This window comes from Streptomyces sp. NPDC046909 (genome assembly GCF_040644695.1).
In the GTDB taxonomy this organism is placed as follows: domain Bacteria; phylum Actinomycetota; class Actinomycetes; order Streptomycetales; family Streptomycetaceae; genus Streptomyces.
In genome coordinates, this window is sequence record NZ_JBEYXC010000036.1 from 1 (window position 1) to 20329 (window position 20329).

The window sequence follows — 20329 nt, forward strand, 5'->3', positions numbered from 1 at the left end:
GAGCCGAACAGGTACAGCCAGTAGGCGAACATGTTCAGCCGCGGGAAGGCGACGTCGGGGGCGCCGATCTGGAGCGGCATGATCCAGTTCGCGAAGCCGGCGAACAGCGGCGTCGCGAACATCAGCAGCATGATCGTGCCGTGCATCGTGAACGCCTGGTTGAACTGCTCGTTCGACATGATCTGGAGACCAGGCCGGGCGAGCTCGGCGCGCATGAGCAGCGCCATCACGCCACCGATGCAGAAGAACGCGAAGGACGTGACCAGGTACAACGTACCGATGGTCTTGTGGTCAGTGGTGGTGAGCCACTTGATGACCACATTGCCGGGCTGCTTGCGCCGGACCGGCAGTTCGTCCGCGTAGTGGGACTCTGCCGCGGCACCCTGGGGTTCGTTGAGGATGCTCACAGGTTGTTCGTCTCCCGGTTCTTCTCGTGGCTCGTCTGCGCGATGCCGGCGGGAACGTAACCGGTCTGCCCCTTCTCGGCGAGTTCCTTGAGGTGCTGCTCGTACTTCTCGGGAGAGACGACCTTCACGTTGAACAGCATCCGGGAGTGGTCGACGCCGCAGAGCTCGGCGCACTTGCCCAGGAAGGTGCCCTCCTTGTTGGGGGTCACCTGGAAGGAGTTGGTGTGGCCCGGGATGACGTCCTGCTTCATCAGGAACGGCACCACCCAGAAGGAGTGGATGACGTCACGCGAGGTGAGGATGAAGCGGACCGTCTTGCCCTTGGGGAGCCAGAGGGTCGGACCCGGGTTGTTCGTCTGCGGGTTCCGCGTGCCGGGCGTGCCGACGTCGTAGACGCCGCCCGCGTTCGCCGGGAACTCGTCCTTGAACCGGTCCGGGATCGCGTCCAGGTTCTTGTCGGTCTTCGCGTCACCGGTGGAACCGTCGACGTTCTCGATGTAGTTGAAGCCCCAGCTCCACTGGAAGCCGACGACGTTCACAGTGACGTCGGGCTTCTTGTCGAGGCTCAGGAGCTTCGACTCGTCGCGAGCCGTGAAGTAGAAGAGCACCGAGACGATGATGAGGGGGACCACCGTGTACAGCGCCTCGATGGGCATGTTGTACCGGGTCTGCGGAGGAACCTCGACCTTGGTGCGGCTGCGCCGGTGGAACATGGCGCTCCACAGGATCAAGCCCCAGACCAGCACGCCGGTGGCGAGCGCGGCCGCCCACGAGCCCTGCCACAGGGAGAGGATCCGCGGAGCCTCTTCGGTGGTGGGGGTGGGCATACCAAGGCGGGGGAAGTCCTTGTATGTGCAACCGGTGGCGGTCGCCAGGACCAGGCCCGCGGTCATTGCCTGCAGCAGCTTCCGCCGCATCGGGCGCCGCGGCGAGCGGTCGGAGCCGTTGGGACTCACGTAGCGCCTTCCCGAGAGTCTCGCCCGCGCGTGTTGGCTGCGGCCTGCCTTACTCGGTGGTCGGTCGCCGCCCTGCGTCGGGCAGGGGTTTGGATGTTTATGCGGACCAAACCCTAGCCCACGCTCTCCGAGGGTTCGCGGGGAGGGGTGCCTAGTGGGTGGGGTGGTTCGCTTGATTGGCGGCTGCGGGCTGTTTGTGGTTGTTCGCGCCCCGCGGCGGAGCCGCTAATGGGTACAGTCCCGCGCCCCTGGGCGGGTTAGCGTGGCCGCGTGTCTTACTTTGACGCTGCATCCAGTGCTCCCCTCCACCCCGTCGCTCGTCAGGCGCTGTTGGCCTCGCTGGACGAGGGGTGGGCTGACCCCTCCCGTCTCTACCGCGAGGGCCGTCGAGCCCGGATGCTGCTCGATGCCGCCCGGGAAGCCGCTGCCGAGGCTGTGGGGTGTCGGGTCGATGAGCTGAGCTTCACCTCGTCCGGAACCGATGCCGTACATAGGGGTATCGCCGGGGCGTTGGCCGGGCGGCGGCGCGTCGGGGGTCACCTGATCGTGTCAGCGGTTGAACATTCCTCCGTGCTCCATTCGGCCGAAGTGCAGGAGAGGGAGGGGGGTTCGGTCACGCGGGTGACGGTCGGGCGGTCGGGGCGGGTGGAGCCTTCGGTGTTCGCCGCGCAGCTGCGGGCCGACACCGCGCTGGCCTGTCTTCAGTCGGCCAACCACGAGGTGGGTACCGAGCAGCCGGTCGCGGAGGTGGCCGAGAGGTGCCGGGCGGCCGGGGTGCCGTTGTTCGTCGACGCGGCGCAGTCGCTGGGGTGGGGGCCGGTCGAGGGGGCGTGGTCGTTGCTCGCGGGCAGTGCGCACAAATGGGGTGGACCGGCGGGAGTCGGGCTGCTCGTCGTACGTAAAGGCGTACGGTTCTCCGCCCAAGGTCCGGTGGACGAGCGGGAGTCGGGGCGGGCGCCGGGGTTCGAGAATCTGCCGGCCATCGTCGCGGCGGCGGCCTCGCTGCGGGCGGTGCGGGCCGAGGCGGCGCAAGAGGCGGTACGGCTGCGGGAGCTGACGGAGCGGATCCGGGTACGGGTGCCTCAGTTGGTGCCGGATGTGGAGGTCGTGGGGGATCCGGAGCGACGGCTGCCCGGGATCGTCACCTTCTCCTGTCTCTATGTCGACGGAGAGACACTGCTGCATGAGTTGGACCGGGAGGGTTTCTCCGTTTCCTCCGGGTCGTCCTGCACGAGCAGCACCCTGACGCCGAGCCATGTGCTCAAGGCGATGGGTGTGCTGAGTGAGGGGAATGTGCGGGTGTCTTTGCCGCGGGGGGTCGCGGAGGAGGACGTGGAGAGGTTCCTCGCTGTGCTTCCGGGGGCGGTGGCGGGGGTGCGCGAGAAGCTGGGCGCGCCGACGCCGACGGCCGTCGTGGAGAAGGACGAGCTGGTCGTGGACGCCCTCGGCAAGCGCTGCCCGATCCCGGTGATCGAGCTCGCGAAGGTCATCGGGGATGTGCCGGTGGGGGGCCTGGTCAGGGTCTTGTCCGATGACGAGGCGGCCGGGCTGGACATCCCGGCGTGGTGCGAGATGCGGGAGCAGGAGTACGTAGGGGAGGAACCGGCGGACCGAGGTACGGCGTACCTGGTCCGCCGGCTCTCCTAGGGCCTGTCCGGCGGATCAGGCGAGGTGCTTCTGGACCTCGGTCGCGGCCTCGTGGCCGTACGCCTTGGTGAAGCGCTCCATGAAGTGCCCGCGGCGCAGCTGGTACTCCTGTGTGCCCACGGTCTCGATGACCAGGGTCGCCAGCATGCAGCCGACCTGTGCCGCCCGCTCCAGCGAGACGCCCCAGGCCAGGCCCGACAGGAATCCGGCGCGGAACGCGTCGCCCACGCCCGTCGGGTCGGCCTTGCGCTCCTCCTCCGGGCAGCCGACGACGATCGGCTCCTCGCCGGCCCGCTCGATCCGCACACCCTGCGAGCCGAGGGTCGTGACCCGATGGCCGACCTTGGACAGGATCTCCGCGTCCGTCCAGCCGGTCTTGGACTCGATGAGGCCCTTCTCGTACTCGTTGGAGAACAGGTACGTCGCGCCCTCCAGCAGTATCCGGATCTCGTCGCCGTTCATGCGGGCGATCTGCTGGGAGAAGTCCGCGGCGAACGGGATGCCGCGCGAGCGGCACTCCTCCGTGTGACGGAGCATCCCCTCGGGGTCGTCGGCGCCGATGAGGACCAGGTCGAGGCCGCCCACGCGGTCGGCGACGGTCTTGAGCTCGATGAGGCGGGCCTCGCTCATCGCGCCGGTGTAGAAGGAGCCGATCTGGTTGTGGTCGGAGTCCGTCGTGCAGACGAAACGGGCCGTGTGGAGCGTCTCGGAGATACGGACGGACGCGGTGTCGACGCCGTGCCGGTCCAGCCAGGCCCGGTACTCGTCGAAGTCGAAGCCCGCGGCGCCGACGAGGATCGGCGCGGTGCCGAGCTGGCCCATACCGAAGGCGATGTTCGCGCCGACGCCGCCCCGGCGTACGTCGAGGTTGTCGACCAGGAAGGAGAGCGAGACCGTGTGCAACTGGTCCGCGACCAACTGGTCGGCGAAGCGGCCGGGGAAGGTCATGAGGTGGTCGGTGGCGATGGAGCCGGTGACTGCGATGCGCACGGCGTGGACTCTCCTGTGGGGAGAAACTGGATTGACAGTTCACGCTACCCGGTCCGCGCGGGGCTCTGAAGCCGCCAAAACTACCCGATAGTAGATCTTTCTTCGCAGGCGTTCTCGTGCTTACGGTGCCGTCATGACGAACCTCAAGGTGCACGCCCCCGCTCCGGCCGACCTCGACGGCGATCTCGCCTCGCTGCGCGGGGACTGCGCCCGGATGGCCCCGCACTGGGCGGCTCCCGACCGTGTCACCGCCCTTCCGGTCTCGCCCTCGCTCATCCACGGCGTGACCGTGCCGACGAAGTCCGCCCGGCTGCTGGACGCGATGTCGGACTACGGCGACTGAGACAGGCGCTGGAAACCGGCGGCTGAAGCACGCGTCTGAAACTCACGCTCCCAGGGGAACCGTGCGCTCCCCTGCCGCGTCCCATCGCTGTCCCCCGTAAAGGGGATGCGGGATACGACCCTCCGACTGGCCGTTTTGACAGGGGCAAGTCAGGGTCATAGGGACAGATGCGCGGCCGAAGGAGCGATGCGGTGAACACCGAGCGACCCGACAACGACGACGACGCCGAGGTCGGCGGGGTTACGGGCGCCGAGGAGGAGGACGGCACGGCGGCGGAGGACACCTCCGAGGAGGGCGTCGCCGAAGGGGCCGTCTCCGAGCCCGAGCACGACGTCACCCCGGAGAGCGACTCCGAGCGGGAGGGCCCCGACGCCTCCGAGGGCGAGTCCGGCGCCCCGCACTCCACCCGGCGCCGCTCCCCCGTCCTCATCGCCTCCGTCGCCGCCGCCGTGCTGCTCGTCGGGGGCGGCGGGGCGTATCTCGCCGCGTCCACCACCGGCGGATCGGGCGAGGGCGGTACGACGTCCGGGGCGAACGGTGACGACACTCCCCCGCCGCTCCAGCTCGACGGGTACACCGGGGGCGACAGCGGTGACACGGCCGGTGTCGCGCCGGGTGAGCCCGATCCGTACGGCGTGACCTATCAGGCCGCCGGCACGCTCGCGGACGGGCCCGACGAGGCCCCGGTGTACCGGGCGGCCGGTGAGGTCACCAAGGACGAGGTGGCCCGGCTGGCGAAGGCGCTCGGGGTGGACGGGACGCCCGTTCTGGAGGGGAAGGCCTGGAAGGTCGGCGGGCAGGACGCCGCCGGGCCGAGTCTTCAGGTGAACCAGCAGGCGCCCGGGACCTGGACCTTCCACCGGTACGCGCCGGGGACCGACAACTGCCAGAGCACCACCGTGTGCGCGAGCGACCCCGCCGCGCCCGCCGACGACCCGGTGAGCGAGGACGTCGCGAAGAAGGCGGCGGCCCCGGTCCTGAAGGCGGTCGGACAGGACGACGCGAAGGTCGACGCGAGCCAGGTCATGGGCGCCCAGCGGGTGGTGAACGCCGATCCGGTGGTCGGCGGGCTGCCCACGTACGGCTGGACGACCGGCATCACCGTCAATGTGCGGGGTGAAGTGGTCGGCGGCAGCGGGCAGTTGAAGACGCCGGTGAAGAGCGACACGTATCCCGTCGTGGACGCGGAGAAGGCGCTGGCGCTGCTCAACGGGAGGTCGGGGACGGCCGACCACCGGATGGGGATCGGCGGGTGCGCCACTCCCGTACCGCTGAAGGACCGGCTGGAGGCGCCCTGCGGGTCGGAGACCTCGCCGGGTACGCCGAAGGACGGCGAGCCGGACACGATCACCGTCGAGAAGGCCGTGTTCGGGCTCGCCTCGCACTTCGTGGACGCGCGGCAGGCGCTGGTGCCGTCCTGGCTGTTCGAGGTGAAGGCGGCGGGGGCGCAGGACGCGTTCACGGTGACATATCCGGCGATCGACCCGAAGTATCTGGCCCCGGCGGCCACTCCCTCGGCGCCGGCCGGCGAGCCCACGGGCCAGCCGAGTCCGCGGCCCACCGGGCCCGGCCCCGATGAGCCGACCGCGGCTCCGGCCCCCCGGAACGTGACGGTGGACGGCTATCGGACCGACGGTGACGAGCTGATCGTGAGCTACACCGGCGGGGTGTGCGCCGACTACAAGACCTCGGTGGACGAGGGGTCGGGCGAGGTGAAGGTCACGGTGACCGAGACGCCCTGGCCGGACAAGATCTGCATCATGATCGCGAAGATCTACCACGAGACCGTGCAGCTGGACGAGCCGCTGGGTGACCGGAAGGTCGTGGGCTCGGACGGCAAGGAGATCCCGCTGGAGAACGCGGGAGCCCGGCTGCCGGAGACGTCCGGGGCGCGCTAGCACCGGCCCCGGAACAGCCGAAGGCGGCGGCCCTGTCGGAGGGGGCCGCCGCCTTCACTGTCGTACGGGTTCAGCTGGTCGTACGGGTTCAGCTGGTCGTACGGGTTTAGCTGAACGAGTCGCCGCAGGCGCAGGAACCCGTCGCGTTCGGGTTGTCGATCGTGAAGCCCTGCTTCTCGATGGTGTCGACGAAGTCGATCGACGCGCCGCCCAGGTACGGGGCGCTCATGCGGTCGGTGACGACCTTGACGCCGCCGAAGTCCTTGACGACATCGCCGTCGAGGGAGCGCTCGTCGAAGAAGAGCTGGTAGCGCAGGCCGGAGCAGCCACCGGGCTGAACGGCCACACGCAGGGCCAGGTCGTCACGGCCTTCCTGGTCGAGCAGGGCCTTGACCTTCGCCGCGGCGGCGTCGGACAGGAGGATGCCGTCGCTGACAGTGGTCTTCTCGTCCGATACGGACATCTACATCTCTCCCGGGTTGTACGGAGACTGCTTGCCGACTGGTGCAACCGGCAAGGCCGCGGATTCATTCCGGGCCGGGCGCCGTTTCCCGGCGTCTTCTTCATGCTCGCACACCCGACAGGCGGCGGAAAATGCCGCGTCGGGATTCATGTCACATCGACGTTATGACCATCGTCAAAGTGACGTGAACCGGGTTATGATAGATAACGTCAGATCGACGAAAAGTAGAAAGGGTGCGTGTCGTGACCACCGCCCAGACCACGGAGCTCGACGTACAGCCGACTCCGCTCGCCCTGCTGCTCCTCGGCCGTGAGGCCGACCCGAAGAGCGAGCGGGGTGTCGAGTGCCCCGGTGACCTGCCCTCGCCGTCCGACCCGGACCTGGTGGAGCGTGCCCGCGCGGCCAAGGAGAAGCTCGGGGACAAGGTCTTCGTGCTCGGCCACCACTACCAGCGCGACGAGGTCATCCAGTTCGCCGATGTCACGGGTGACTCCTTCAAGCTGGCCCGGGACGCGGCCGCGCGCCCGGAGGCGGAGTACATCGTGTTCTGCGGTGTGCACTTCATGGCGGAGTCGGCGGACATCCTCACCGGCGACGACCAGAAGGTGGTCCTCCCCGACCTCGCCGCCGGGTGCTCGATGGCCGACATGGCCACCGCCGAGCAGGTCGCCGAGTGCTGGGACGTGCTGACCGAGGCCGGGATAGCCGAGCAGGTCGTGCCCGTCTCGTACATGAACTCCTCCGCGGACATCAAGGCGTTCACGGGCAAGCACGGCGGCACGATCTGCACCTCCTCCAACGCCCAGCGGGCCCTTGAGTGGGCCTTCGAGCAGGGCGAGCCCGATTCGACAAAGGTGCTGTTCCTCCCCGACCAGCACCTCGGGCGCAACACCGCCGTCCGGGACATGGGGATGACCCTTGAGGACTGCGTCGTCTACAACCCGCACAAGCCGAACGGCGGGCTGACCGTCGAGGAGCTGCGCGCCGCGAAGATGATCCTGTGGCGCGGGCACTGCTCGGTGCACGGGCGCTTCAGCCTGGAGTCGGTGCGGGACGTGCGGGAGCGGATCCCGGGCGTCAACGTCCTGGTGCACCCCGAGTGCAAGCACGAGGTCGTGGCGGCGGCGGACTACGTCGGCTCGACGGAGTACATCATCAAGGCGCTGGAGGCGGCCCCGGCCGGTTCCAAGTGGGCCATCGGAACCGAGCTGAACCTCGTACGGCGGCTCGCGAACCGCTTCGCTCCCGAGGGCAAGGAGATCGTCTTCCTCGACAAGACGGTCTGCTTCTGCTCGACCATGAACCGGATCGACCTGCCGCACCTGGTGTGGACGCTGGAGTCGCTCGCCGAGGGCAACCTCGTCAACCGCATCGAGGTCGACAAGGAGACCGAGGCGTTCGCGAAGCTGGCGCTGGAGCGGATGCTGGCGCTGCCGTAGGACTCCCCCGACGCCCCCGCTCAGCCCTCGGGGTGAGCGGGGTCCAGGCTGGAGACCGTCCCGTTCGGCGTGTTCACGACCAGCGCCCCGCCGTACAGCGACACCTTGGACCTGGTCGTCGCACCACTGGCGAGTTGGTCGGCCTGGGCGCCGGTCTCCCAGAGCAGTGTGCCCTTGCGGGAATCGAGAGCCGCGACCCGGCCGCTGATGCTCGCGAGATAGAGCGTGTGGGTGGTGGGGTCGTAGGTGGGCCGGCCCGCCTCCTCGGCACTGGTCCTGGTCTGCCAGAGCTGTTTGCCGGTCAGGGGGGAGACCGCGGTCACCTGGCCGTTGGCTCCGGTGATCCAGACGGTACCGGCGGCGAGGCGGATCGAGCCCGTGTAGGTCTTCGTGAGTTCTGTCGTGGTGGTGGCACCGGTGTCCGGGTCGAGGAGCCGGATCTCGGCGAAGGTGTTCCTCTGGTCGAGGCGGGCCGGGCCGGAGCCGCCGTCGACCGCGACGCCGACGGCGAGACGGCCGTCGACGGTGCCGAGCAGGCCGCTCCCGTTCGGGGTGCTCAGACGCCGGCGCACCGTTCCGTCGGTCTTGTCCAGTTCCAGGAGTACGGCGTCCTCGGACTCGTCGTCCGGGAAGCAGTGCGCGTACAGGCGGGAGTCCGCCGTCTCGAAGGTGCAGTAGTCGCCGGCGGGCAGCTGGGTGGTCCAGCGGTCGGTGCCGGTGCGCGGGGAACGGGCCGTCACCAGCCGGCCGCTGGTGTCAGGTGTCATGACGAGGTCGCCGACCATGAGCTGGTCGGCGCTCGGCCCGCCCCGGTCGCGGGCCCACAGCTGGTCGCCGGTCTCGGTGTCGAGAGCGACGATGCTCGACCTGGTGCCCCCGTCGGACAGGAAGACGTCGTGCTGGAGGATCATCGCGTCGTCCCGCACCCCGAGGAGTTCGAAGCTGTGCCCCGACGAGTCCCCGCCCTCGGCGGAGGTCGCGAGGGCGGAGCGCCAGACGGTGTCGCCGGTACGACCGTCCAGGCGGACCGGGAGGATGGAGTTTCCCGCACAGTAGACCGCGTTCTCGTACGTCTGGCAGCCGGCGTCTGCCGTGTCCTCGCCGCGCTGTGCCAGCGGGTTGATCTCGCCCAGCCGCGCGCTCTCGAACATCGTCGTCCGCCAGGCCTGCCAGCCGGTGGGGACCGCGGCCCAACGGGAGCCCTTGTCCGAGGAGTTGGCCGCCGGGGCGGTGTCGGGGAAGCCCGGCCCGTAGGTCATGTACCACCCCGTCCCCAGGACCAGCGCGCCCATCGTGCAGGCCACCACCAGCAACGGGCGGCGCCTGCGGCGGCTCGCGCCCCCGGACCGAGGGGTGCGGGTGGCCTTTCCGGGCCCCGCGCCGCCCGTCCCGGCACAGGTCTCCTCGAAGGTCCGCAGATCGGCCAGGCGCAGGGTCGTGGTGTCCGGGTCCAGGGGGTCCGGCTCGGGCAGCGCGTCCGCGAATTCCTTGGCCAGGACGTCCAGTTGGGGCCGGTCGGCGGCCTCCTTGACCAGACAGCGCTCCAGGACCGCGCGCAACGGCCCCGGTACGCCGTCCAGTCCGGGCGGCTCATGGACGACCCGGAAGGCGGTCAGGTAGGGGCTGTCGGCGTCGAAGGGGCCGCGTCTGGTGGCCGAGTAGACCAGGAGCGCGGCGAGTGAGAAGACGTCCGAGGCGGGGCCGACCTTGCGGGCGTCGGTGAACTGTTCCGGTGACATGAAGGGCGGGGTGCCGATCATCTGGCCGGTCTCGGTGAGGGTTTGGTGGTTCTCGGCGGCGCGGGATATGCCGAAGTCGATGACGCGGGGGCCGTCCTCGGCCATCAGGACGTTGGCGGGCTTGAGGTCGCGGTGGACGACTCCGGCGCGGTGGATGTCCTGGAGGGCCTCGACCAACCCCAGGGCCAGGCGCCGGAGTTCGGTGCCTCGGAGGGCGCCGTGGTCGCGGATGCGTTCGGCGAGGGAGCTGCCGGGGACGTACTGGGTCGCCATCCAGGGGCGTACCGCCTCCGGGTCGGCGTCGACCACGGGTGCGGTGAAGGCGCCGCTGACCTTGCGGACGGACTCGATCTCCTGGCGGAAGCGGGCGCGGAAGACCCTGTCCTCCGCGTACTGGGCGTGCACCACCTTGACGGCGACGTCACGGCCCGAGCGGGATCTGCCCCAGTAGACGACCCCCATGCCGCCGGAGCCGAGCCGGTCCACCAGCTTGTATCCGCCGACCGATTTCGGGTCGTCCTTGTGCAGTGGCACGACCGGGATCCCCTTCACCGTAAAGCAGTTCGAGCCACAAGATACATAACGCGGAAACGCCGACGGCCGGGTTCCGGAGTGTCGTCCTCCAGAACCCGGCCGTCGCTGTCGTCACACGCCCGCGGGCTCCGGCTGGGCCGGTACCTCCGCCTTCCCGGCCTTCTTCTCCCGCTTCAGGGCCCGCTTCTTCGCGCGGCGCTCCTTGCGGAGCTCCAGCATCGTGTAGAGCGTCGGGACCAGGAGCAGGGTCAGCAGGGTCGAGGTGATCAGGCCGCCGATCACGACCACCGCGAGCGGCTGGGCGATGAAGCCGCCCTCGCCGGTGACCCCGAGGGCCATCGGGAGCAGGGCGAAGATCGTCGCCAGGGCCGTCATCAGGATCGGGCGGAGGCGGTGGCGGCCGCCCTCGATGACCGCGTCGACCGTCGAATATCCCTGCTTGCGGTACTGGTTGATCAGGTCGATCAGCACGATCGCGTTGGTCACCACGATGCCGATGAGCATCAGCATGCCGATCATCGCGGGGACGCCCATCGGGGTGTCCGTGATGATGAGCAGGCCGATCGCACCCGTCGCCGCGAAGGGGATCGAGACGAGCAGGATCAGCGGCTGGACCAGCGAACGGAACGTCGCCACCAGCAGCATGAAGACGATCGCGATCGCCGCGAGCATCGCCAGGCCCAGGTTCTTGAACGCGCTGTCCTGGTCCGAGGTGACCCCGCCGATCGAGGCCGTGGCGCCCGCCGGGAGCTTCAGGGCGTCGAGCTTGGACGTGAGGTCCGCGCTCACCGCGCCCGTGTTGTCGCCGGTCGGCTTGGCGGTGATGGTGGCGGCGCGCCGGCCGTCGATCCGGGTCATGGAGACCGGGCCGTCCACCAGCTCGACGGTGGCGATGTCACCCAACTTCACCGGGCCGAGGGGCAGTTCGCGAAGCTCCTTCAGCGTCTGGGCGGGCTTGGCCGACTTGATGACGACATCGCGCTCGGTGTCGTCCAGGATCGCCTTGCCGGCCGTGGTGCCCTTGACCGCCTGGGCGACGGCGGCGCCGAGGGTCTGGTCGTTGAAACCGGCCGCGGCGGCCTTGGAGTTGGCCTTCACCGAGATGCGCGGCACGCTCTGCGCCAGGTCGCTGGTCACGTCGGTGACGTCGTCCAGCTCCGCGACGGTCTTGCGGACCTCCTCGGCCGCCTCGCGCAGCACGGTCCCGTCGGCGGCCTTCACGACCACGCTGAGGTCCTGGCTGCCGAAGCCGTCTCCGGCCGCGATGGTCGTCGTACCGATGCCGTCGAGCTTCTTCAGGCCCGCCTCGATACGGTCCTGGACCGCGTCGGAGGAGGCCGAGTCGTCCAGCATCACGGAGTACGACGCCTGGTTGGTGTCGGTGCCGCCGCCGAAGGCCGCCATGAAGCCGGAGGAGCCGATGGTGACCTGGTAGTCCTTGACGCCCTTCGTGTCGGCGAGCAGCTTCTCGACCTTCTTGGCCTGCTCGTCGGTGGCCGCGAGGCTGGTGCCGGGCTTCAACTCCTGCTTGACGGTGAGGACTTCCTGCTCGCCCTGGTCGAAGAAGTTGGTCTTCAGCAGGCCGGACATGCCGAACGTGCCGACGAGGATGACGACCGCGATCAGCACGCTGGTCAGACGGCGCCGGGTCGCGAACCGCAGGACCGGGACGTACAGGCGCTGGAGCCTGCTGCTCGCCTCCTTCTCCTCCGCGAGGCGGCGGGCCTCCTCGGCATCCTCGGGGGTGCCCTTCGGGGCGCGCAGGAACCAGTACGACAGGACCGGGACGACCGTCAGCGAGACGACGAGGGATGCCAGCAGGGCGGCCGTGACCGTCAGGCTGAAGGAGCCGAACAGTTCGCCCACCATGCCGCCGACCAGGCCGATCGGCAGGAAGACGGCGACCGTGGTGAGGGTGGAGGAGGTGACCGCTCCGGCGACCTCGCGGACCGCACTCAGGATCGCGGACTGGCGCTCCTCGCCGTAGCCGAGATGGCGCTTGATGTTCTCCAGGACCACGATCGAGTCGTCGACGACCCGGCCGATGGCGATGGTCAGCGCGCCCAGCGTGAGCATGTTGAGGGAGAGGTCGCGGGTCCACAGGACGATCAGGGCCAGGACCACCGACAGCGGGATGGAGACCGCCGTGACGAGGGTCGAGCGCACCGACGCCAGGAAGACCAGGATCACCAGGACCGCGAAGAGCAGACCGAGCGCGCCCTCGGTGGTCAGGCCCTTGATGGCCTTCGCGACCGCCGGGCCCTGGTCGCTGACGACCGTGACGGTCGCGTCGGAGCCGAGGTCCTTGCGCAGGGCGGGGAGCTTGTCCTCGACCGCGTCCGAGATGGAGACCGCGCTGCCGTCGTGGTCCATGGTGACCATGACGGCGAGGCTGGGCTTGCCGTCGGTGCGGGTGAGGGAGTCGGCCGGGGCCTGCTCCTGCCTGACCGTGGCGACGTCGGCGAGGCGGACGGGCTTGGTTCCGGGCTCGCCGGTGACCATCAGGTCCTGGATCTGTTCGACCGAGGTGAAGCCGCCGCCGACCTGGACGGTGCGGTTGGCGCCGCCCTCGTCGAAGGAGCCGGCCGGGACGGTCGCGCCGCCCGCCTGGAGGGCCTGGGCCAGGGCGGCCGAGGTGAGGCCCGCCTTCGCGAGCTTCGCGTCGTCCGGGGTGACGGTGACCTGGAGGTCGCGGACGCCGTCCACGGTGACCTGGCCGACGCCGTCGATGGACTTCAGGTCCGGCACGACCGTCTTGTCGAGCTGGTCGGCGAGGGCCTGCTGGTCCTTGCCGGAGGTGACGGCGAGGACGACGGTCGGCATGTCGTCCGTGGAGCCCGCGACGACCTGCGGGTCGACGTCGTCCGGGAGCTGGGCGCGGGCGCGGTTGACGGCCTGCTGCACATCGGCGACGAGCTGCTTGGTGTCGGGGCCGTAGTCGAAGGACGCCATGACCAGGGCGTTGCCCTCACTGGCCGTGGAGGTGACGCTCTCGATGCCGTCGACCGCTTCGAGGCTGTTCTCGATGGGTTCGACGACCTGCTTCTCGACGACGTCCGGGGAGGCGCCCTGGTAGGGGGCGAGCACGGACACCATCGGCAGTTCGATGGAGGGCAGCAGCTGCTGCTTGAGCTGGGGTATCGCGATCGCTCCGAAGGCGAGCGCGATGATCGACATCAGGCCTATGAGGGCACGTTGCGCGAGGCTGAACTTCGACAGCCAGGACATGGGTCAGGGATCTCAATTCTGTGAGCGGCAGAAGCGGCCCCTACACCCTGTGTCCTGTGAGGCGGCTGTTTCGTAGCCCCCAGGTCCATTTCCTTATCCCGCGCATACTCCGGCCGCAGTACGACCGGGTGGAGCTCAGTCCACCCTTGGACGTACCAGCCCCGACTCGTACGCGATCACCACGAGCTGCGCCCGGTCCCGCGCGCCCAGCTTGGCCATGGCCCGGTTGACGTGCGTCTTCACGGTGAGCGGGCTGACTTCGAGGCGCTCGGCGATCTCGTCGTTGGAGTGCCCGCCGGCGACCTGGACGAGCACTTCCCGCTCCCGGACAGTCAGCGCGTCGAGGCGTGCGGCGCGGGCCTGGTCGGCGGTGTCCTCGGCCCCGTCCCCCTGGGCGAGGAAACGGGCGATGAGGCCCTTGGTGGCGGCCGGGGAGAGCAGGGCCTCGCCGCCGGCCGCGATCCTGATGGCGCTGAGGAGTTCCTCGGGCTCACTGCCCTTGCCGAGGAAGCCGGAGGCGCCGGCCCGCAGCGACTGCACGACGTAGTCGTCGACCTCGAACGTCGTCAGGATGACCACCCGGACATGAGCCAGCGACGGGTCCTCGCTGATCATCCGGGTGGCGGCGAGACCGTCGGTGCCGGGCATCCGGATGTCCATCAGGACGACGTCGGCCCGCTCCGCCTTCGCCAGCCGCACCGCCTCCGCGCCGTCGGACGCCTCGCCCACGACCTCCATGTCGGGCTCGGAGTCGACGAGCACACGGAAGGCGCTGCGGAGCAGGGCCTGGTCGTCGGCGAGCAGGACGCGGATGGTCATACGGGGTCCTCTGCGGCAGGGGGTTCGCTGTGACGACAACTTCCGCGGGGTGCGCCTGAGTTCCGAGGACCGGTCATACGGTGTCGTCGGCGCCGCGGCCGCGGGTCTTGACCGGCAGGATCGCATGGACGCGGAAGCCGCCGCCGTAACGGGGACCGGTGGTGAGGGTGCCGCGCAGGGCGGTGACGCGTTCGCGCATGCCGAGGAGGCCGTGGCCGCCGCCGTTCTCGGGGTCGTCATCCTCACCGGCGCCGTTGTCGAGCACGGTGATCTCGATGTTCGGTCCTACGCGGACGACGCTGACCTCGGCCTTCGCCTCGCCGCCCGCGTGCTTCTGAACGTTGGTGAGGGCTTCCTGGATGACGCGGTAGGCGGCCAGGTCGACGGCGGCGGGGAGTGTGGTGTCGCCGTCCGCGCGGGCGAGCTCGACATGGAGGCCCGCGCTGCGGAAGGTGCCGACGAGTTCGTCGAGGCGGTGCAGGCCGGGGGCGGGCTCGGTCGGTGCCTCGGGGTCGCCGGACTGTCTGAGGAGGCCGACGGTGGCCCGGAGTTCGTTGAGCGCCGAGCGGCTGGCCTCGCGGACGTGGGCGAGGGCCTCCTTGGCCTGGTCGGGGCGCTTGTCCATGACGTGCGCGGCCACTCCCGCCTGGACGTTGACCAGGGCGATGTGGTGGGCGACGACGTCGTGCAGGTCGCGGGCGATACGGAGGCGCTCCTCGGCGACCCTTCGGCGGGCCTCCTCCTCGCGGGTGCGTTCGGCTTTCTCGGCGCGGTCCTGGATGGCCTGCACGAAGGCGCGACGACTGCGGACCGCGTCCCCCGCGGTGGCGCCGATGCCGGTCCAGGCGAAGATGCCGAGGTTCTCCTGGGCGTACCAGGGCAGGGGGCCGCCGAGCATGGCCGCGGCGGTGAGCACGGTCATCGTGAGGAGGCCGACGCGCCAGGTGGTGGGGCGGTCGGTGGTGGAGGCGACGGTGTAGAGGGCGATCACCGCGGACATCGCCACGGGGGCGCGGGGGTCGCCGCCGGTCACGCACTCCACGACCGAGAACGTGCCGGTCAGGGCGAGCACCGTCATCGGGGCGCGGCGCCTCAGGACGAGGGTGCCGGCGCTGAGCACGATGAGGACCAGGCTGAGGGGGTCCGGCGTGCGCAGGCCCCAGGTGACACCGTCCGGTCCGTGCGGGTCCACGAAGGAGCCCGCCACCATGCAACCGAGCACGCCGGCCGCCAGTACGGCGTCCAGCGCCATGGGATGCGCCTTCAGCTGCTGCCGGACGCGCTCGAGGGTGCTCACGTCTGCCAACGGTACGGGTGCCCTGCGGGGCTTGGAACGGGGGCCACCTGTAGGTTTCCTGTGCACTTGCCCGGCGCTTCGGGTGCCCTCCCTGGGGGCTGCGCCCCCAGACCCCGCCTTGTCGGCCCTTAAGGGGCCTCGTCCTCAAACGCCGGACGGGCTGAGATTGCCTGGACCGGCGTCACGAAGTACGCCCTGCGCGGTCAGCCCGGGATCAGGCCGTCGTCGCTGAGCATGTCTCGGACTTCCTGGAGGGTTGCGTCCGGGGACGGGAGGATCAGGTCCGAGGGTTCCAGGGCGTCGTCCGGCAAGGGGTCGCCTAGTTCTCGGACCTTGGCCAGGAGGGCGTCGAAGGTGCGGCGGAAGCCTGGGCCGTCGCCGTTCTCCATTTCGGCCAACAGCTCGTCGTCCAGCTTGTTCAGCTCGGTGAGGTGGCTGTCGGCCAGCCTCACCTGCCCCTCCCCCATGATCCTGACGATCATGTCGCCCTCCTAAGGCGTGGGCCCTACTGCTTGTCGAAGCGTGGGGTGTCCTGCGGCTGCTGCTGGGACTGCGACTGTGCGCCCGAACCGCCTTCGATGGCCTGCTGGCCGCCGGACGATCCGCCCGCCAGCTCCGCCTTCATGCGCTGCAGTTCCAGCTCTACATCCGTACCACCGGAGAGGCGATCCAGCTCGGCCTGGATGTCGTCCTTGTGCATGCCGGACTGGTCGTCGAGGGCGCCCGAGGCGAGCAGTTCGTCGATCGCGCCCGCGCGTGCCTGGAGCTGGGCCGTCTTGTCCTCGGCGCGCTGAATGGCCATGCCGACGTCGCCCATCTCCTCCGAGATGCCGGAGAAGGCCTCGCCGATACGGGTCTGGGCCTGGGCCGCGGTGTACGTGGCCTTGATCGTCTCCTTCTTCGTACGGAAGGCGTCGACCTTGGCCTGGAGCCGCTGGGCCGCCAGGGTGAGCTTCTCCTCCTCGCCCTGGAGCGTCGCGTGCTGTGTCTCCAGGTCCGTCACCTGCTGCTGGAGCGCGGCGCGGCGGGAGAGCGCCTCGCGGGCCAGGTCCTCCCGGCCCAGCGCGAGCGCCTTGCGGCCCTGGTCCTCCAGCTTGGAGGACTGCGACTGCAACTGGTTGAGCTGGAGCTCCAGACGCTTGCGGGACGTGGCGACGTCGGCCACCCCCCGGCGTACCTTCTGGAGCAGCTCCAGCTGCTTCTGGTACGAGTAATCGAGGGTCTCGCGCGGGTCCTCGGCCCGGTCAAGGGCCTTGTTCGCCTTCGCGCGGAAGATCATCCCCATACGCTTCATGACACCGCTCATGGGCTTCGCGCGCCCCCTTCTGACCGAGTCCAGCTCCAGCTCTGCGACAGAACCCACAGTACGGGCCCTGCATCCATTGACGCACTGTTCGGGGACGGATGCGCTCCTCCCCAAGGACGACTGACCAGGACCCCGCTCCGGCGTAAGGAGTAGGTGACCTTCAGGGTGAGCAGTCGGTCACCGGACGTCCCCTCTGTCCCCCTACAGGACGACTGGTGTTGCCGGATCGTTCCCCACCGGACTGGGGTCCAACCCCGGGCACCCCGTACCCTTGGGTTTTGTGTTCCGTAGCCGTGCCAAGGAAGAGAAGGCCGCGACCGCCGACAAGGTGTCGCTGACCGACTCCAAGCAGCCCCGTGACCCGCAGGCGCCCAAGGGCCGCCCCACGCCCAAGCGCAGTGAGGCCCAGTCCACGCGCCGCAGCGTCGCCAACACCTCGATGACGCGCAAGGACGCCGCCAAGCGCCAGCGCGACGAGCGTCGCGCCGCGCTGGAGAAGCAGCGCCAGGCGCTCGCCGGCGGTGACGAGCGGTACCTGCCGGCCCGTGACAAGGGCCCGGTCCGCAAGTTCGCGCGCGACTTCATCGACTCGCGGTTCAACGTGGCGGAGTTCTTCCTGCCGATGGCCGTGGTCATCCTCGTGCTGAGCATGGTGCGGGTGGCCTCGTTGCAGAACATCGCGCTGCTGCTGTGGCTCGTCGTGATCGTCCTGATCGTGGTCGACTCGTTCGTCACGGCCTTCCGGCTGAAGAAGCGGCTGGGCGAGCGCTTCCCCGACCAGTCCCGTAAGGGCGCGGTCGCCTACGCCCTTATGCGCTCCCTCCAGATGCGTCGTCTCCGGCTGCCGAAGCCGCAGGTCAAGCGCGGAGAGCGGCCCTGAGCACTACGCCGTTCACCGGGGGCGCGGCGGATGCCTGGCTGAGCAAGCTGGGCGGGCTGCGGAATGTCGTACGTCAGGAGCTGGTGGCCCGGCAGCTCGACGAGCAGATAGCGGGGCGCTTCCCGGTCGGGCAGCGGCTGCGCGTGCTCGACGTCGGGATGGGCCAGGGCACGCAGGCGCTGCGGCTGGCCCGCGCGGGGCATCAGGTGACCGGGGTCGAGCAGGACCCCGCGATGATCTCTGCCGCGCGCGAGACGCTCGCCGGCGAGCCCGAGGGCATCCGGGAGCGGGTGCGGCTCGTCCAGAGCGACGGCCGGGACACCGGGGTGCACTTCCTGCCGGGCAGCTTCGACGTCGTGCTCTGCCACGGCGTGCTCATGTACGTCGAGGAGCCGGACGCCCTGCTGGCCGGGCTGGCGCGGATGCTGGCGCCGGGCGGACTGGTCTCGCTGCTCGTGCGGAACGGCGACGCGCTGGCGATGCGGCCGGGGCTGGCCGGTGACTGGGCCGCCGCGCTCGGCGGCTTCGACACCGTCTCGTACACCAACCGGCTCGGGATGGACGTCCGGGCCGACCGGCTGGAGACGCTCACCGCGACGCTCGCGGGGATCGGGGCGCCGCTGCACGCCTGGTACGGGGTGCGGGTGTTCACCGACACGGCGGCGGACGACGCCGACGTCCCGGGTGACGTGGAGTCGCTGCTGGCCTGCGAGGAGCGGGCCGGGCGGACGGATCCGTACCGCCGGGTGGCGGCGCTGCTGCACCTGTGCGGAGTCCGCGGCTGAGAGCGCGCTCGCGGAGTCGGGGCTGAGGGTCCGCTCGTTCGGGTGAGCTGGACAAGCCGGACATTCACCCCGTGGAGAGACTCGGGGCATGGATGCTTTCCGCCACCGTGCCCTCCGCCTCGTCGCGCCCGTCGCCGCGCTCGTGTGTTCCCTCGCACTCGTCTCCGGGTGCTCGGACGACTCCTCCTCGGACTCCGGATCCGCCACCGCACAGGCCGCCGCCCCCATGGCGGCCAACGACCTCCAGGACGACTACACCAAGGTCATCAAGGAGGTGCTGCCCTCGGTCGTGCAGATCCAGGCCAGCAGCGACCTGGGGTCCGGAGTGGTCTACGACGACAAGGGACACATCGTCACCAACGCGCATGTCGTCGGTGACGAGAAGACCTTCCAGGTGACGACCGCGAACAGCGAGACCGCGCTCACCGCGAAGCTCGTTTACGCCTACCCCGAGCAGGACCTCGCCGTCATCAAGCTGGACAAGGTCCCGGACGGGCTGAAGGCGGCCACCTTCGGGGACTCCTCCAAGGTCGAGGTCGGCCAGATCGTGCTGGCGATGGGCTCGCCGCTCGGGCTGTCGTCCAGCGTGACCCAGGGGATCGTCTCGGCGACCGGACGGACCGTCACGGAGGGGCGTACGGGCGGCGGTACGGGGGCCACCATCGCCAACATGGTGCAGACCTCCGCGGCCATCAACCCCGGCAACAGCGGCGGCGCCCTCGTCAACCTCGACGGGCAGGTCATCGGCATCCCGACCCTCGCGGCGACCGACCCCGACATGGGCGACAGCGCGGCGCCCGGCATCGGGTTCGCCATCCCGGCCTCCATGGTGAAGACCGTCGCCGACCAGATCATCAAGAACGGCAAGGTCACCGACTCCGGGCGGGCCGCGCTCGGCATCACCGGCCGCACCGTCGTGGACGACGACTACAAGGCCGCCGGGGTCGCGGTCGTCGAGGTGAAGAGCGGCGGGGCGGCGGACAAGGCCGGCATCGAGGCCGGGGACATCATCACGGCGCTCGGGGACACCGACATCACGACGATCACGTCGTTGTCCGAGGCGCTGGCCGCGGAGTCGCCGGGTGACAAGGTCTCCGTGACGTACACGCGGGACGGGGCCGAGAAGACGGCGGATGTGACGCTGGGCGAGCAGTAGCGGCAGCGGGGCAGTGAGAAGGGGCGGCCTGTTGTCCGGCCGCCCCTTTCCTCTTTCCTCGTTCCTCGTGCTTACGCCTCTTCGGCGTGCAGGCTCATCGGCCCGTAGATCTTCGTGCCGTCCTCGTACAGATGCACCTGATCCGCGCCGCCCTCCGTGAGGTCCTTCCAGACCTCACCGATCCAGGATTCGGCGTCCCCTTGCGTGGTGAACTCCTCCGGCGTTACCGCGGGCTGGACCTCCGTCCCGTCGGCCTTCTCGAATACCCACGTCCATGCAGCCATGTACGCCTCCTCGCTCCGCTGGTTAGGCGTGATCAACATACGGTAGTCGGTCGGGTGCGGGTCGTCTGTGGCTTGTCGCGCCCACGCGGCGGTAGCCGCACATTCAATACAGCCCCGCGCCCCTTAAGGGCATCCAGCGCGCGCAAGATCCTTAGTGA

At 69.8% G+C, this 20329-nt stretch carries 18 protein-coding genes; 7 read left to right on the top strand and 11 right to left on the bottom strand.

The annotated features are described in order from the left end of the window. Both ABZ928_RS52340 and coxB read right to left on the bottom strand, forming a co-directional pair. The coding region (locus ABZ928_RS52340) for a cbb3-type cytochrome c oxidase subunit I (RefSeq protein ID WP_361536751.1) at nt 1–407 on the bottom strand (407 nt) is incomplete at its 3' end. Beyond that, a complete protein-coding gene (gene coxB / locus ABZ928_RS52345; RefSeq protein WP_361536753.1) occupies nt 404–1363 on the bottom strand; it encodes a cytochrome c oxidase subunit II in 960 nt (319 codons plus the stop codon). The genes ABZ928_RS52340 and coxB, both read right to left, overlap by 4 nt. A gap of 270 nt (nt 1364–1633) precedes the next feature. Between coxB and ABZ928_RS52350 the strand changes: the two genes are divergently transcribed. Beyond that, nucleotides 1634–3010, top strand: a complete 1377-nt coding sequence (locus ABZ928_RS52350; RefSeq protein ID WP_361536755.1) for an aminotransferase class V-fold PLP-dependent enzyme — start codon at nt 1634–1636, stop codon at nt 3008–3010. A gap of 15 nt (nt 3011–3025) precedes the next feature. Here the strand turns inward: ABZ928_RS52350 and ABZ928_RS52355 are convergent, their stop codons facing one another. After that, on the bottom strand, nt 3026–4000 hold the full coding sequence (locus ABZ928_RS52355; protein ID WP_361536757.1) for a carbohydrate kinase family protein: 975 nt from the start codon (nt 3998–4000) through the stop codon (nt 3026–3028). Nucleotides 4001–4133: 133 nt separating this feature from the next. Here ABZ928_RS52355 and ABZ928_RS52360 point away from each other — a divergent pair, with 133 nt between their 5' ends. Continuing rightward, on the top strand, nt 4134–4343 hold the full coding sequence (locus tag ABZ928_RS52360) for a hypothetical protein (protein WP_361536759.1): 210 nt from the start codon (nt 4134–4136) through the stop codon (nt 4341–4343). A gap of 167 nt (nt 4344–4510) precedes the next feature. Continuing rightward, nucleotides 4511–6241: a hypothetical protein gene (locus ABZ928_RS52365; protein ID WP_361536761.1), complete on the top strand. Its 1731-nt coding sequence runs from the start codon at nt 4511–4513 to the stop codon at nt 6239–6241. Between the two features lie 106 nt (nt 6242–6347). On the opposite strand, the gene ABZ928_RS52370 is transcribed toward ABZ928_RS52365, so the two are convergent. Next, the gene (locus tag ABZ928_RS52370; RefSeq protein ID WP_019885637.1) at nt 6348–6704 is read right to left on the bottom strand and encodes an iron-sulfur cluster assembly accessory protein; all 357 of its coding nucleotides are present in this window, start codon (nt 6702–6704) and stop codon (nt 6348–6350) included. 242 nt (nt 6705–6946) lie between these two features. Between ABZ928_RS52370 and nadA the strand changes: the two genes are divergently transcribed. Beyond that, nucleotides 6947–8143: a quinolinate synthase NadA gene (nadA, locus tag ABZ928_RS52375; RefSeq protein WP_361536763.1), complete on the top strand. Its 1197-nt coding sequence runs from the start codon at nt 6947–6949 to the stop codon at nt 8141–8143. A gap of 20 nt (nt 8144–8163) precedes the next feature. Here nadA and ABZ928_RS52380 read toward each other — a convergent pair whose 3' ends face one another. From ABZ928_RS52380 to ABZ928_RS52405, 6 genes are all read right to left on the bottom strand, one after another. Next, nucleotides 8164–10416: a serine/threonine-protein kinase gene (locus tag ABZ928_RS52380; RefSeq protein ID WP_361536765.1), complete on the bottom strand. Its 2253-nt coding sequence runs from the start codon at nt 10414–10416 to the stop codon at nt 8164–8166. Between the two features lie 111 nt (nt 10417–10527). Then, complete coding sequence (locus ABZ928_RS52385) at nt 10528–13644, bottom strand: efflux RND transporter permease subunit (RefSeq protein WP_361536767.1); 3117 nt, start codon at nt 13642–13644, stop codon at nt 10528–10530. A 135-nt stretch (nt 13645–13779) separates the two neighbouring features. Beyond that, complete coding sequence (locus ABZ928_RS52390; protein ID WP_361536769.1) at nt 13780–14463, bottom strand: response regulator transcription factor; 684 nt, start codon at nt 14461–14463, stop codon at nt 13780–13782. A gap of 73 nt (nt 14464–14536) precedes the next feature. Further along, nucleotides 14537–15760, bottom strand: a complete 1224-nt coding sequence (locus ABZ928_RS52395; RefSeq protein WP_361536771.1) for a sensor histidine kinase — start codon at nt 15758–15760, stop codon at nt 14537–14539. A 203-nt stretch (nt 15761–15963) separates the two neighbouring features. Then, nucleotides 15964–16242, bottom strand: a complete 279-nt coding sequence (locus ABZ928_RS52400; protein WP_361536773.1) for a hypothetical protein — start codon at nt 16240–16242, stop codon at nt 15964–15966. Between the two features lie 23 nt (nt 16243–16265). Beyond that, nucleotides 16266–17045: a PspA/IM30 family protein gene (locus ABZ928_RS52405; RefSeq protein WP_361536805.1), complete on the bottom strand. Its 780-nt coding sequence runs from the start codon at nt 17043–17045 to the stop codon at nt 16266–16268. Between the two features lie 262 nt (nt 17046–17307). Here ABZ928_RS52405 and ABZ928_RS52410 point away from each other — a divergent pair, with 262 nt between their 5' ends. The 3 genes from ABZ928_RS52410 to ABZ928_RS52420 all read left to right on the top strand — a co-directional run bounded on the left by ABZ928_RS52410 (nt 17308) and on the right by ABZ928_RS52420 (nt 19887). Then, nucleotides 17308–17946, top strand: a complete 639-nt coding sequence (locus ABZ928_RS52410) for a DUF3043 domain-containing protein (RefSeq protein WP_361536807.1) — start codon at nt 17308–17310, stop codon at nt 17944–17946. A gap of 83 nt (nt 17947–18029) precedes the next feature. Further along, on the top strand, nt 18030–18731 hold the full coding sequence (locus tag ABZ928_RS52415) for a methyltransferase domain-containing protein (protein WP_361536775.1): 702 nt from the start codon (nt 18030–18032) through the stop codon (nt 18729–18731). 88 nt (nt 18732–18819) lie between these two features. Further along, nucleotides 18820–19887 carry a trypsin-like peptidase domain-containing protein gene (locus ABZ928_RS52420; protein ID WP_361536777.1) on the top strand — a complete coding sequence of 356 codons (1068 nt, stop codon included), beginning with the start codon at nt 18820–18822 and terminating at the stop codon, nt 19885–19887. 71 nt (nt 19888–19958) lie between these two features. Here ABZ928_RS52420 and ABZ928_RS52425 read toward each other — a convergent pair whose 3' ends face one another. Beyond that, nucleotides 19959–20171, bottom strand: a complete 213-nt coding sequence (locus tag ABZ928_RS52425) for a hypothetical protein (RefSeq protein ID WP_361536779.1) — start codon at nt 20169–20171, stop codon at nt 19959–19961. Nucleotides 20172–20329: the final 158 nt, after the last annotated feature.

Excerpts from the sequence above, each read along its gene's own strand:
- ABZ928_RS52360 (WP_361536759.1), top strand. The coding sequence starts at position 4,134 with ATGACGAACCTCAAGGTGCACGCCCCCGCTCCGGCCGACCTCGACGGC.
- ABZ928_RS52365 (WP_361536761.1), top strand. The coding sequence starts at position 4,511 with ATGCGCGGCCGAAGGAGCGATGCGGTGAACACCGAGCGACCCGACAAC.
- ABZ928_RS52370 (WP_019885637.1), bottom strand. The coding sequence starts at position 6,704 with ATGTCCGTATCGGACGAGAAGACCACTGTCAGCGACGGCATCCTCCTG.
- ABZ928_RS52385 (WP_361536767.1), bottom strand. The coding sequence starts at position 13,644 with ATGTCCTGGCTGTCGAAGTTCAGCCTCGCGCAACGTGCCCTCATAGGC.
- ABZ928_RS52390 (WP_361536769.1), bottom strand. The coding sequence starts at position 14,463 with ATGACCATCCGCGTCCTGCTCGCCGACGACCAGGCCCTGCTCCGCAGC.
- ABZ928_RS52400 (WP_361536773.1), bottom strand. The coding sequence starts at position 16,242 with ATGATCGTCAGGATCATGGGGGAGGGGCAGGTGAGGCTGGCCGACAGC.
- ABZ928_RS52405 (WP_361536805.1), bottom strand. The coding sequence starts at position 17,045 with ATGGGGATGATCTTCCGCGCGAAGGCGAACAAGGCCCTTGACCGGGCC.
- ABZ928_RS52420 (WP_361536777.1), top strand. The coding sequence starts at position 18,820 with ATGGATGCTTTCCGCCACCGTGCCCTCCGCCTCGTCGCGCCCGTCGCC.
- ABZ928_RS52425 (WP_361536779.1), bottom strand. The coding sequence starts at position 20,171 with ATGGCTGCATGGACGTGGGTATTCGAGAAGGCCGACGGGACGGAGGTC.